The sequence below is a fragment of the Gardnerella sp. DNF01189 genome, assembly GCF_049244195.1.
Taxonomy (GTDB): Bacteria; Actinomycetota; Actinomycetes; order Actinomycetales; family Bifidobacteriaceae; genus Bifidobacterium; species Bifidobacterium swidsinskii.
Genome location: NZ_CP058385.1, coordinates 571,262 through 584,937, shown reverse-complemented (window position 1 = coordinate 584,937; position 13,676 = coordinate 571,262). Strand labels below are relative to the sequence as shown.

Here is a 13,676-nt window from a genome sequence, read left to right as displayed (position 1 = left end):
TTTTAGCACTGAACACAATTTTTCCAGCCTCTCAACACGCTAACCGTCAACACAAAACTCATAGACTCGTGCAGAAAGTTACGTAAAGTGCGTGGTTTTACTAAGTGCAACTAAAGTCGCTTAATTAAGCTGCGCATTGACTTGCCGGAGCGCTCAAAGCGTAGCGCGCGTAGGCATTTCAATGCGGAAACTCGCTTAAGTTGGAAGTCCAGTGGACTTCCAACGCGAGTTTCGTAGCGAGCGCGTTAACCGCGCGAGCGTTCCTTCAGTCGCTTTGGCTGTTAAAGGTTTTAACCACAGGCGCGTATTTTTGTTGCGAAGTGTTAGTAAGTTGCCCAATAGTTAAGTTAAGAACTTTAAGAGTTGGGGGATTTATGGAAGACTTTGGGCAGAATTTTGGGCAGAATTATGCGCATAATTTTAGGTTTAATAAGCCTGCGTCTGATTTGCCTCGGAGACGAATTGCAACGTCTTTAGAAGAATTTTCTAACAGCAATTTTGGTAAAAATTTTAGTGACGACTATTGCGAAAAAGCTTGTAATTCTTTTGATGAAGAAATTATAAGTAGCAAAACTTCTCCTAGATTTCACATGAAGCCTGTACATACGCTTGCTTTAATGCTGATACTAGTTGCAGCTCTTTGTGCAAGCCTGACAATGCTCATTTCTCAATCCTTAACATATCAACGAGTTCAGAACGAAAAAGCAGGCGCGTTTGCAATAGAAAACGACGATACTAGTCGCGAAAAGTATTCTTTTAATAATGTAAAAGATAAGAATAAAAATGATGATGAAGAAAAAAGCGTAAGTAATGAAAGCGACGAAAACAGCGGAGGTGACGGAAGTGACGGAGATGACGTAAGCAAAGGCAACGGCGGCAGTAAAGGCAACAGAGGAAGTAAAGGTGACAGTAACGACAAAAGCGACAGTAATAACAAAAGCGACAAAAGCAACGAGAATACTGCTTCTCATCAAAGTAACACTGGCAGAATCAATATAAACACTGCAACGCTTGATCAACTACAAACCTTAAAAGGAATCGGCCCCAAAACTGCTGCGCGCATTATTGCTCAGCGTAAAAGAGTTGGTTATTTTCGCAGTTTAGAAGATTTGATGCAAATTAAAGGAATTGGACCTAAAACCTTGAATAAATTCCGTGGGAATGTTGACGTCAAATAGGTGAATTATGCGAGAAAACGTAGAAAAAGTAGAAAACGTTTCTGGAAGTCGTGACTTTCGTATGATTCCTGTTGCTGCAGCGTGCTGGGCTGGGTGCTTAATTGGAAAATTCTTATGCAATTTTACTATAATTTATTGCATTTCAATAGTTTTATTCAATGCAACTATAGTTTCGATTTTTATATTTTGCAAAAAATTTAAGTTTTTTATATGGCGCAGAACAGTTTTAGTAATAATAAACGTTTTTGTAGCTGCGTGCATGCTTTCGTACATAACTCAATATGTGATATCTGGTGACGTTATTATGCGAGAAATACGCGGCAATAATCCTACTAAAGCACTGTATTTTCAAGGAAATAATGCCGAGCGCGCGCGATTTGCAGAATTTACAGTAGTTGCTCCTGTGCGCTCGTCTAGAAGTTTTAAAGGAGATTGCCAAGCTAATGTTCAAGTGCATAAGTTTGATGCGCAAAAAAGTTACGTTCAAGCGCGACTGTATGCGTATTCGCCAATATGCAAGCAACTTAGCTATGGTTCGAGCCTAAGCGTTCCTGTTAGCGTGAAAGCTTCGAGATTTGATAGTAGTAAGCCTGAATTGCATGTAGAAAAAACTCAACGAAACTTGCATGTTGTACAAGACTCAGACTTTTGGCATAAAGCTGTTAGTAATTTGTGGAAATCGTTTTATGACGTAACAAATAAGCTCGATATGCAAGGCAGAATGTTGGTTCCTGGAGTAACTGTTGGCATGCTTGGACAAGAATATGTGCCAGTAGAGGATGCAAGTTCACTTGAGCCGGTCGACGAAACTTATGCGAATATGACGCGTCAACATTTTCAACATGCTGGAATCATGCATGTTATGGCAGTTTCAGGTGGGCACTTTTTGCTACTTAGTATGATTATTCGCAAGTTTTGCGCACGATTACTGTTGCCTCGTTGGTCTACATCTTTAATACAAATTACGTTGCAAATTGCTTTGGCTGCAATAGTTTACCCTTCTGCATCTGTGCTTCGAGCGTTAATTATGGGAATAATATCCGCTGTTGTATGGTGTTGTAAACGACCATACCAGTCAGCTAGTGCTTTAAGTTGGACTGTTATAGGCGTGCTTGTGGTAAATCCCTCATACGCTTGGGACTATGCTTTTGCTCTTTCTTCCGCAGCAACTTTGGGAATTGTTGTTATGGGAGTGCCGATTTCTAAAACGTTTGCAAAATATATGCCATCTTGTGTTGCTTCTGCGCTAGCTATAACGCTTTCTGCACAATTTTGGACTATGCCAGTGCAAATTCTTATGCAACCGGAAGTGTCTTTTATGTCTGTGCCAGCTAACTTAATAGTTGCGCCTCTTATGGATTGGGCAACAGTGTTCGGCTTAATTTCGCTAGTTTGTGCGAGCTTTAACGATGGATTATCGCTTATTTTTGCGAAAGCTTCATCAATTGGAACAAGCTTTATGGAAAAGTGCGCGTATTGGTGTGACGAAGCAGCTTTTGGTGTGTTTCCTTGGATGAAGGGTGCTGCTGGAGCGTGGATGATGGCAGGGGTAGAAGTTGCAATATTTGCTGTTTTTATGCTTGCTTTTCGTGTCTTTCACAATCGAGCTTGCGTTCAGCGTATGAGCATAATCGGGCAATTATGGGAATCTTCTGCAAAGCGAACCATAAGTGAAGCCGCGCAAATCTTCGAGTAATACTAAACACGCACGCATATTCGAATGCAATATTATGATGGTTAAGAGTTGGTTGGTTTAAGGAGCATTATGGCAGCAAATAATAAGCGCGCGCAACGCGTTATGCCAGTTACGCTGGTAGTTGGAGGTGACGCTTACTTAAACGAGCTAAATGCTCGAAATGTGCGTGAAAAAGTTCAAAAAAGTGCTCCGGATGCTGAAATTATTGAACTTGATGCGTCAACTGCGGATCAGTACGCATTTGACGAAGCTGTAGGTCCTTCGCTTTTCGGTGACGGAACGATTGTAATAATAAATAATTTGCAACAAGCAGACGAGTCTTTAGTGGAAGCAATCGAAAATTTCTGCAAACAAGCGCAAAATAGTGAAAATAGCGAAAATAATTTTGTAGACTCTTCTGCAACTTGGGTTATTGCACGTCACGAAGGTGGGCTTAAAGGAAAGTCTATTATTACGCGCCTTACGAAAGCTGGCGCAAACACAATTACAGTGCCGGATCTTAAAAAAGACGATGCCAAGCTCAACTTCGTTATGAGCATATTTGAGCGTCACAATCGAAGCGTTGAGCCTCAAGCAGCACAACGTCTTGTGTCAGTTTTGGGAAGTAAAACGGGAGAGCTTGCAGCATTATGCTCGCAATTATGCTTCGACTATGACGATAATCCAATAACGCTTGATATTGTCGATCGATACTTGGTTGCAGATCCGCAAGTTACCGGCTTTTTTGTTGCAGATAAAGCTGTTGCAGGTCATGCAGGTTCTGCTGTGCTTGCAGCAAGAACTGCAATTGCTCAAGGAGTTGACGCCATAGCATTAATAGGTGCTTTGGCTGCAAAAGTACGCGTAATTGCGCTCGCAATGGCAATTCGCAACGGCACGATTTCTAGTGCTGAAGCGAAAGTAAACCCGTGGGCTCTGAAAATGGCAATGCGTCAGCTTGCTGGATGGAATAGTGCAGGTGTTTCTCAATGTTTGCAATCTTTAGCTTGGGCGGATGAGCAGTGCAAAGGCGGATCTAGTGACGCGAATTATGCGCTTGAAAAATGTATTATGCTCATTGCGTCTCGAGGAAATTAGAAAGCGTAAATTAAGAATCGTGAATAAGAAACGTAAATTAAGAACTGCAAATTAGAAAGATTGTGTTAAGTATGAAAGAAGAAACGGTGTCAGAACAGCAAAAAGTTTGTACTGTGCCTACGGATACTGATATGCGCGAGCTTGGTAAAGCTGTTGCAAAGCTAGTTAAAGAAGGCGACGTTTTGCTGCTTTCTGGCCCTCTTGGAGCTGGTAAAACAACGTTCGCTCAAGGTTTTGGCGCAGGGCTTTCAATTAGTGAGCCGATTGTGTCTCCAACTTTTACGATTGCGCGCGAATTGCATGGCACTTTTGCGGATGGTAAGCCGGCGACGCTAATTCACGTTGACGCTTACCGTTTGGGTGGCGAAGATTTTGCTCCGGGGCAAGATACTGTTTCGCGTTTGCTTGACGAGCTTGAATCTTTGGGACTTGACGAAGCTTTGGAAGAGCCAGGAGACGGCACTGTTGTGCTTATGGAGTGGGGTGAGCAAATGGCAGGAGTGCTTGCTGCTGAGCGCTTAGAAGTTCATATTGCAAGACCTATTGACTCTTCGCAAGTAGACGATTTTACTAGCGATGGCGAGCGAATCGTAACTTTGAAAGCTGCTGGCAAGGATTGGCTTAATCGACTTGCAAAATTGTAATTAAGAAATAGGCAGAGTAATACGCGAGTAATACATAAGTAAATAACGCAGTAAATAACGCAAGTTGTGCTAAGCGAGTAAGCTAGTCTGGTACGTGACTTCGAGGAATGAACATGAGTAATACGCTGATTATTGACACATCATTTGGCTCTACTGTTGGAATTGTGGACCATGAGCCGATTGTTGAAACCGACTCTCGCACTCACGTGGAGCGTTTACAAGTAAATATTGCAAAAGTTGTGGAGGACGCTGGGTTTAAGCCTTCCGATATTAAACGCGTGGTTGTGGGAGTAGGTCCTGCTCCTTTTACAGGACTTCGCGCAGGATTAGTTGCAGCAAAAGCGATTGCGTTTGCAAATAATGCTGAAATTTTGGGGTGTGATAGTCTTCTTCCTCAAAGTTTGATGATGCGTTCTGGCGCGTTCGAAGAAGCTCGCAAAAATGGCAGTATAGAGAAGGGTTTTCTACTAAATCTTCCGAATGATGCTGATTCTTGCGACTCTAATATTCGTCACTACGTGCTTTCACTAAATGATGCACGCCGTCGTCAAGTGTACATGTCCTTGTACGACGACGAAGGAAATGCGCTAATAGATATGGATATTGACTATCCGCAAAATGTTGTATCTCGCGTAAACGAGTATTTAGCAAGACAAACTAACGAAAATTATTGCGTGGATGTGCTCGGACACGGTGCTAAAAAATACGTTGAAGACTGGCGAAATATTGCGCATGTTGGCGTTATTGCAGAAGTTTGCGCGCTTGACTTGGGTGTGCAAGGCTTGCAAATTTTCGAGCAATGCTCTTTGGAATGTGCAAATAAAGATGAGCACGTAAAAGCTGTTGAACCGCTGTATTTGCGCCGTCCGGACGTGTCTGTGCCAAATCCGCTTAAGCATGTGCTTGGCTCTGGTGAAGCGAATAAGGCAAAAGAGAAATAGAAGCGTTTTAACGATTTGAGTAATTATGATTGTTGATATAACGCGTTCTCAATTTCCAGCAGTAGCCGAGAATTGCAATATAGTTCCAAAGTGCGATTTTACTTGCGATGAGTTAGCGCAAAAAATAGCGCCTATTGAAGCTGACTTGTTTGGCAAAGGCTCATGGAATGAGAGCATGATTTCGCAAGAATTGCAAGCTCCTATGCGCGCGTATTACGCTCAAATCGACGAAAATACGCATACATTATGCGGGTATGCTGGCTACTGGTTTGACGGCGATGACGCGCAAATAATGACAATTGGCGTTGCAAAACAATATCAACGAAAAAGCATAGCCTCTAAGCTTTTGTTGATAATGATTAAAACTGCAAAACAAATTGGTGCTAAACGCATGCTGCTAGAAGTGCGAGTTGACAATGTTCCTGCGCTCGCGTTGTATGAACGTTTTGGTTTTAAGAAAATGGGTTTGCGAAAACGTTACTATCAGCCGGAAGGTGTGGATGCGTACACAATGTGTGCTGATCTAACCGCAAAAAATAACGGAACTGAGGAATAACGAGGAATAACGAGGAATAAAATGAGCGAAGCAATCGTATTGGGAATTGAATCAACTTGTGACGAAACTGCCGCAGCTATTGTGCGCGGACGCACGCTGGTGTCAAATGTGGTGGCATCTTCAATGCAAGAGCATGCGCGCTACGGCGGTGTGATTCCAGAAATTGCTTCTCGTGCGCACGCTGAAGCTTTTGTGCCGGTTGTTTCTAAAGCTTTAGCAGACGCAAACATGGATTTAAGCGATGTTGACGCGATTGCAGTAAGCGCAGGTCCTGGTCTTGCTGGCTGCTTAGCTGTGGGAGTTTCGGGAGCTAAAGCATTAGCTTGGGCTGCAAATAAGCCGATTTATGGTATTAATCATGTAATTGGGCATATTGCAGTAACGCAATTGCAATTCGGCGATGTGCCGGAAGATGTACTTGCTTTAATTGTTTCCGGCGGTCACACTTCGCTTCTTCACGTGAACGATATTGCTAAAAGTATTGACGTTGTTGGCACAACTTTGGACGATGCTGCCGGCGAGTGCTTTGATAAGGTTGCGCGATTGCTTGGATTCCCATACCCGGGTGGTCCTCATATTGATAGGCATGGAAGGCTTGGAAATCCGAATACTTTGAAAGTTCCGCAAGGTTTAACGCAAGGTCGTTCCGGCAAAGAGCATCCGTACGATTTCAGCTTCTCGGGTGTAAAAACTGCTGTTGCTCGTTGGGTTGAAGCGCGTGAAGCTCAGGGTCTTGAAATTCCAGTTGATGACGTGTGTGCTTCTTTGGCTAATTCTGTGGCGGAAGTGCTTTCTAGAAAAGCTATGATGGGCTGCGAGCAGTACGGTTCTAAAACGCTTATGATTGGTGGCGGATTCTCCGCTAATTCGCAGCTTCGCGAGCATTTGTTGGCTTGCGGCAAGGAGCATGGAATTGAAGTGCGTTTGCCAGAGCTTAAGCTTTGCACGGATAACGGTGCGATGGTTGCAATGCTAGGCGTGAATTTGGTAGAAGCAGGGGTTCGTCCTTCTGCTCCTGATTTTGCAATCGATTCTGCTATGCCGCTTACGACGGTGAGCTTATAATAGTAGAAATAATAAAAGTCGCGCTAAGAAATCGTGCTCTAAAAATAAGTGAGGTGTTTTGTGCAGTCAGTTAATTCGCGTAGTGGAGTGTTACGAGTAGGTGAGAAGATTCAGTTCACCGATCGTAAAGGTAAGCGAATTACTGCACAGCTTGTTGCAGGCGGGGTTACGCAAACTGAGCACGGTCTTATTTGTCACGACGACGTGATTGGTCAAAGCGAAGGCGTTGTAATTACTACTGTTAGCGCAAAGCGCGAAACGCAACAAACTATTGTTGATCCTTCTAAATCGTCCAACAAACCTTGGAAGGCGGCGCGCGCTATTGGTGGCTGGGATTATGTAGTTATGCGGCCGCGCATGGTTGACTACGTGCTTTCTATGCCTAGGGGTGCGCAAATTATGTATCCGAAAGATATTGCGCAAGTAATCGCTTTAGGAGATATTCGTTCTGGCATGCGCGTTTTGGAGTCGGGGGCAGGCTCTGGCGCGATGAGCTTAAGCCTTTTGGACGCAGTTGGGGAGTGCGGAAAGCTTACTACGATTGAGCTTCGCCCGGATTTTGCACGAATTGCTGAATCTAACGCAACTTTGTACTACGGAAAGCGACCAGAATGGTGGAATTTGCTTACTGGCGATTTTGATTCTGTTGCAAAAACCTTAGATGCGCACAGCGTGGATCGCATTATGCTAGACATGCTTGACCCTTGGAATCGCCTTGAACAAGCACATCGCGTTATTGTGCCTGGAGGCGTGCTTATTGCGTATGTTACGACTACTACGCAAATGTCTCGCATGGCTGAAGCTTTGCGAGAAAGTGGCATGTGGACTGAGCCAGAAATTCAAGAAACATTGGAGCGCACTTGGAAAGCTCAAGGTTTGGCTGTGCGCCCGGATCACGCGATGATTGGTCACACTGGATTTTTGATTGTTTCACGCGCAATGGCTGAAGGTTTTAGTGCTTTGAAGAAGCGTGAACACGGTACTAAAGATACTGTGAGCGATATTGACGATATGACAGCAGAAGAGCGCGCTGAACAGTTGGAAGACTTGTCTTTGCGCGATATTTCGGATCGTAAATTGCGTAAAGTTTTACGTGATTTAGACGTGCAGCTTGCGCAATTGCCGGAAGATTCGCAGTCGCAAGATTTGCAAGATTCGCAGTCTGCACAACAATCAGCGCATAATCAAGCTAAGTAGGAGAGCATTATGGCATCACCAATGAAAAAGCTTATGAAGAAAGCACATCATAGTAAGTACGTTTTGTTGCTGATGCGTCATGCGAAGGCTGAAGCTCCTGAAATGGGCGACGACTGGGGTCGTGGTCTTACTGATAAGGGCTTGAAGCAGGCGAAAATTATGGCAAAAGGCTTGGAATCTTTGAAGCTTGTGCCGAATTATATTGTGTGTTCTAGTGCGAATCGCACTGAGCAAACTTTGAAACGCATGTTGAAGCGTTTTGGCGACTCTCCTGTGGTTGAGTCGCGCAAAAGTCTTTATGATGGCGGCATGCAATCTGTTATGGACGAGTTGCAAGCGATTCGAGGCGATGTTCATACGACGATGATTGTTGGGCATGAGCCGACGATGTCGATGGCTGCGCAGTGGCTTTCTTCGCCTGATTCGGATCCGGATGTGCTTGGGGCGATGCGTTTGGGGCTTGCTAATGCGTCGGTTGTGGTGCTTGTGTCTGATCGTCCATTCGCGACTTGCGGATTGCGCGGTGCTACTGCTCTCGCAATCCTTACGCCCAAATCCTTTGCCTAGCTAAGAATGCGCTGATTTCTGTTGTTCAAGGCACACTAGCATCAGTGCTGCCGCCCACACCACGCCAAAAAATAATCCCCCCGCTGCGCACCCACCCGTAGCTTAATTTCGTGACTTTAGTTGCACGAATACCAGTGTGGTAGAGATTTGAGATTTTTCGCACTGAGCGCGGACGCTCGCGCGGGTAACGCGCTTGCTACGAAACTCGCGTTGGAAGTCCATTGGACTTCCAACTTAAGCGAGTTTCCGCTCCGAGTTGCCTTCGCGCGCTACGCTTTAAGCGCTTCGGCAGGTCGTCGCGCAGAGCCGCAGGCTGCTGATTCGCCAAGCGAAGAAGAAAAATCGAAAAATCTCTGCGATAGACACGGTTATTAAAGGCTAGCATGCAGAGTTTGGGGGATTTCTTTACGAGCACTAAAAGAGGACTGATGGAGCAACGTTCGTAGAGAACGAAGTAGACATGAGAGTCTTTAACAACCAAAGCGACTGAAGGACGGGACGTGCGAGGAAAGAAATCCCCCGAAACTCGCGCCACGTTAATCAATTCGGCGCGCTGGTAATTTCCATTGCTCACATTTCGCCAAGGAAAAGAAACGCGCACGAAATTAAGCATATAAATTAATCTTATAACGACACCCCAAGTTCTTGAATGACCGCATTCAAGCATTTCTTTGCTAGGCTAAAGCGAGTCAAAGAAATTTTTTGGAGGATGTATGTCTACGGTTTTTACTTCGGTTTCCGGTTTTCCACGTATTGGCGCTAATCGTGAGTTGAAGAAGATTATTGAACGTTACTGGAAGCAGGATGCTTCTTTGGATGAAGTGCGTGAAGTTGCTCAGTCTTTGCGAGCTAAGCATTGGCGTTTGCAAGCTGAAGCTGGGATTGATTTAATTCCAAGTAATGATTTTAGCTACTATGACCAAATGCTCGATACTGCTATTTTGCTTGGTGCTGTGCCTGAGCGTTATCGTAAATTGAATTTTGAGCATGCTGAGGATACGCTTTTTGCCATCGCGCGCGGCTACCAGGGTGAGCGCGGAGATGTGACGGCTTTGCCAATGAAGAAGTGGTTTACTACGAACTACCACTATATTGTTCCGGAAGTTGAGAATCCGGAAGGCTTGCATTTGGCTGGAACTAAGCCTTTTGACGAGTTTTTGGAGGCGCGCGCGCAGGGTTTGGAAACGAAGCCTGTGCTGATTGGTCCGTACACTTTTTTGAAGTTGGCTCGTACTCCTGAAGCTCAGGAGTTGGAAGTAACAGAGTCTGTGATTTCGGCTCTGGCTTTTGCTTATGCGAGTATTGTTAAGCGTTTTGGCGAGCTTCACGCAACTTGGTTGCAATTTGATGAGCCTTATTTGGCGTTGGATAAAGAGCAAGGCGATTTGGAGCTTTTTGAAGCTTTGTATAAGCCTTTGCTTGAAGTCAGGAGTGCGGAAGTTAAGCTTCTTCTTAACACGTATTTTGGCAATATTGCTGACGCTTACGAAACTGTGAATAATCTTGGTTTTGACGGCGTTGGCGTTGATTTAGTGGAAGGCAAGGAAGAAAATCTTGCAGCCATTGAGCATTATGGTGTGAACGAAAAAACTACGCTTTTTGCAGGCGTTGTGAACGGCCGTAATATTTGGCGCAACGATTATGCTGTAAGCCTTGGTTTGGTTGACGCTTTGCGCGAGAATATTACGGATCGCGTAGCTGTTTCTACTGCTTGCTCGCTTCTTCACGTGCCTTTTAGCACTGTTGGTGAGGATGCTTTGGGTGCGGATGTGTTGCAACATTTTGCTTTTGCTGTTGAAAAGTTGCAAGAGATTCGCGATATTGCCAATCTTTCTGCAGAAGGCGACGAAAGCCGCAAATCTAGTAACGTTTTGGCTAAAAATCAGGCTTTGTTTGACGGTTCACGCGTGAAAGCGGATGTTGCTGTTGCTAATCGTCTTGCGAATCTTAAAGATTCTGATTTTGTGCGATTGCCTAAGAGGGCGGAGCGTCAGCGTCTGCAAAAGGAATCGCTTGGCTTGCCGGATTTGCCAACGACAACTATTGGATCCTTCCCACAAACTAAGGATATTCGTAACGCTCGTGCTGATCTTCGTAAGGGTGAAATTACTCGCGAAGCTTACGACGAGTTTATGCGCAATCGCATTGCTCAGTGCATTGAGCATCAGGAGCAAATTGGCTTGGATGTACTTGTTCACGGCGAGTTTGAGCGAAACGACATGGTTGAATATTTTGGCCAGCATTTGCGCGGCTTTAAGTTTACGAAGAACGCTTGGGTACAGTCTTATGGCACTCGCTGCGTGAAGCCTCCAATCGTGTGGTCGGATGTTTCTCGCGAGTCTGCAATTACTGTGGAGTGGAGTGCTTACGCTCAAAGCTGCACGAAGCATATTGTTAAGGGCATGCTTACTGGTCCGGTGACGATTCTTAACTGGTCTTGGCCTCGCGAGGATATTACTCACGAGCAGCAGACTCAGCAGTTGGCTCTTGCTATTCGCGATGAGGTGTTGGATTTGGAGCGAGCTGGTATTCGTGTGATTCAGATTGATGAGGCTGCTTTGCGTGAAAAGTTGCCGCTTCGTCGTTCTGATTGGCATAAGAAGTATTTGGATTGGGCGATTTCTGCTTTCCGCCTGGTTCATTCTGCTGTGGCTGCGACTACGCAAATTCACACGCATATGTGCTATTCGGAGTTTAATGACATTATTCGTGACATTGACGCTATGGATGCGGATGTGATTTCTTTTGAGGCTTCTCGCGGTGACTTGGTTGTGCTTGACGCTATTCACGACGCGCATTTTGAGACTGAGGCTGGCCCTGGCGTTTACGACATCCATTCTCCTCGCGTGCCTAGTAAGACGGAGCTTGTGGAGCGTATTCACGAGATTTTGCGCAAGATGCCTGCCGAGAAGCTGTGGATTAACCCGGATTGCGGTCTTAAAACTCGAGGTGACGCTGAAACTTGGCCAAGCTTGGAGAATCTTGTTGCTGCAGCTAAAGAGGTTCGTGCGCAATTGCAAGCTAACAAGCTAAGCAATCAGCAGTGCAATTCTCAGTGCAAGGGGTGAGTTATGCCATATAAGCCAAAGTTTTCGCTGGAAGTTTTCCCACCTAAGCGCACATCTCCTATCGGTACGATTTATGATACTTTGGATGGGTTGAAAGGCCTTGACCCGGATTTTATTTCGGTTACTTACGGCACTGGAAAGCTGCAGGATCGTACTGCTACTGCGCGTATTGCTCATACGATTCGCTCCGAATATGGTATTGACGCGGTTGCTCATTTGACTGCTCGATACCTTGATTATGATGCTGTTGATGAAGCTTTGGAAATGTTTGATAATGCTGGTGTTTCCGGTGTTTTGGCTTTGCGCGGCGATGTGATTGCTGGCCAGGAATCGGCAGGCGTTTTTGAGCACGCTAGTGACTTGGTTTATTATATTCGTTCAAAGCACCCGGATTTGCCGATTTTGGGTGCTTGCTACCCGGAGAAGCATCCGGAAGCGGAAAGTTTGCAAGCGGATATTGATAATTTGAAGCGCAAGGTTGATGCGGGTGTTACGCATTTAATTTCGCAACTTTTTTACGATAACGAGGATTTTTTGCGTTTCCGTGATTTGGCGCGTGCCGCTGGTATTAATGTGCCAATTGAAGCTGGCGTGATGCCTGTTGCGAACGCTTCGCAAGTTAAGCGCATGACGAGTTTGTGTGCGTCTCGCATTACTTCGCAAGTTTCCGCAATGATGGATCGTTGGGGGAGTAATGCTGATTGTTTGCGCGATGCTGGCAGTATTTTTGCTTCTCAGCAGATTAACGATTTAATTGCTGAAGGTGTGGATGGCATTCACTTGTATACCATGAATCACCCGGGCATTGCGCGCAGGATTTGGGCGAATGTGAAGCCGCTGTTTACGAAGATTGGGTAGGTGGTAGCGTTTGCGAGTTTTGGGGGATTTCTTTATTTGCGGTTTTATTTTATGCAAAGGTGAGTGATAGGAATTACTTGTCTCGCAGCGCTACGCTCTTATACCTTATTTGGACTTAGCGGTTGTGTAGTTAAGTTTAGTTTTTTTACTTACTTTTTCTGCAAAAATAGTATTCGTCAATAATATTATTACTATCGTTCCGCTTTTATATTGCTCGACCAAGCAATTCCTATCACTCACACGTTATAATTCACTCACAATTGTTTTTTGTTGTGGTGGGAAGAGTGCTTGGAGTGGCACATGCAGTAGCACGGATGTTAGTGTTCACTAATCAACAGGAATCAGCGTCTGCGCAGAGCGCAACTGCAAAACTTCATAAACGTGCATGCGTCCTCGCTCAGTGCGAAAAATCTCAAATCTCTACCACACTAATATCCACACGACTGAAGGGCAGTGAGTATTGAAATTTAACATAGAGTGTGTGAGTGTATATAAATGTATATCTATGTATATATGCACAAAATAAATGCAATTTATTCTAAACATGTGTTTAGAATCGCCATTAAAACTGTAATCTAGCTTACATTTACTATATTAATTTTGATTGCAAAAACCTGCCGAAAACGTTGAAATAAAGTCTCGCGGGGGGGGGGTTAGTAGGCTATGCATCATAACAGATACATTGCAAAATATTCATATATTAGGTATTATTGAACATAAATCTCAACAAGGGATTCGTGCTTTTGAAAGCTGAGTGGAAGTTTTATATGTATCTGATTGTAGTTCAATCAGCGTTTGATTACTACATAAAGCTCTTCACTAATAAATT

The 13,676-nt window shown here is 44.6% G+C and carries 11 protein-coding genes; all 11 read left to right on the top strand.

All coding sequences use genetic code 11. The features are described 5' to 3' along the window. Positions 1-374 precede the first annotated feature (374 nt). The 11 genes from HXT41_RS02380 to metF all read left to right on the top strand — a co-directional run bounded on the left by HXT41_RS02380 (position 375) and on the right by metF (position 12,847). The gene (locus tag HXT41_RS02380) at positions 375-1,178 is read left to right on the top strand and encodes a ComEA family DNA-binding protein (protein ID WP_102155081.1); all 804 of its coding nucleotides are present in this window, start codon (positions 375-377) and stop codon (positions 1,176-1,178) included. Between the two features lie 7 nt (positions 1,179-1,185). Continuing rightward, positions 1,186-2,874 (top strand): ComEC/Rec2 family competence protein, encoded by a 1,689-nt coding sequence (locus tag HXT41_RS02375; protein ID WP_421788782.1) that lies wholly within the window; start codon positions 1,186-1,188, stop codon positions 2,872-2,874. 69 nt (positions 2,875-2,943) lie between these two features. Then, positions 2,944-3,951, top strand: coding sequence for a DNA polymerase III subunit delta (gene holA, locus HXT41_RS02370; protein ID WP_116994669.1), 1,008 nt, complete (start codon positions 2,944-2,946; stop codon positions 3,949-3,951). Between the two features lie 71 nt (positions 3,952-4,022). Next, entirely contained in the window at positions 4,023-4,595 is a 573-nt protein-coding gene (tsaE, locus tag HXT41_RS02365; protein WP_012914282.1) for a tRNA (adenosine(37)-N6)-threonylcarbamoyltransferase complex ATPase subunit type 1 TsaE, read from the top strand. 113 nt (positions 4,596-4,708) lie between these two features. Continuing rightward, entirely contained in the window at positions 4,709-5,536 is an 828-nt protein-coding gene (gene tsaB / locus HXT41_RS02360; RefSeq protein ID WP_012914281.1) for a tRNA (adenosine(37)-N6)-threonylcarbamoyltransferase complex dimerization subunit type 1 TsaB, read from the top strand. 25 nt (positions 5,537-5,561) lie between these two features. After that, positions 5,562-6,092: a ribosomal protein S18-alanine N-acetyltransferase gene (gene rimI / locus HXT41_RS02355; RefSeq protein WP_012914280.1), complete on the top strand. Its 531-nt coding sequence runs from the start codon at positions 5,562-5,564 to the stop codon at positions 6,090-6,092. 21 nt (positions 6,093-6,113) lie between these two features. After that, a complete protein-coding gene (gene tsaD / locus HXT41_RS02350) occupies positions 6,114-7,157 on the top strand; it encodes a tRNA (adenosine(37)-N6)-threonylcarbamoyltransferase complex transferase subunit TsaD (protein WP_076002926.1) in 1,044 nt (347 codons plus the stop codon). A gap of 60 nt (positions 7,158-7,217) precedes the next feature. After that, positions 7,218-8,354 carry a tRNA (adenine-N1)-methyltransferase gene (locus tag HXT41_RS02345; RefSeq protein WP_076002925.1) on the top strand — a complete coding sequence of 379 codons (1,137 nt, stop codon included), beginning with the start codon at positions 7,218-7,220 and terminating at the stop codon, positions 8,352-8,354. Positions 8,355-8,363: 9 nt separating this feature from the next. After that, the gene (locus tag HXT41_RS02340; protein ID WP_004108244.1) at positions 8,364-8,921 is read left to right on the top strand and encodes a SixA phosphatase family protein; all 558 of its coding nucleotides are present in this window, start codon (positions 8,364-8,366) and stop codon (positions 8,919-8,921) included. Between the two features lie 713 nt (positions 8,922-9,634). After that, the gene (gene metE / locus HXT41_RS02335; protein WP_116994672.1) at positions 9,635-11,989 is read left to right on the top strand and encodes a 5-methyltetrahydropteroyltriglutamate--homocysteine S-methyltransferase; all 2,355 of its coding nucleotides are present in this window, start codon (positions 9,635-9,637) and stop codon (positions 11,987-11,989) included. A gap of 3 nt (positions 11,990-11,992) precedes the next feature. Further along, positions 11,993-12,847 (top strand): methylenetetrahydrofolate reductase [NAD(P)H], encoded by an 855-nt coding sequence (metF, locus tag HXT41_RS02330; RefSeq protein ID WP_116994673.1) that lies wholly within the window; start codon positions 11,993-11,995, stop codon positions 12,845-12,847. The last annotated feature ends 829 nt before the right edge of the window (positions 12,848-13,676 follow it).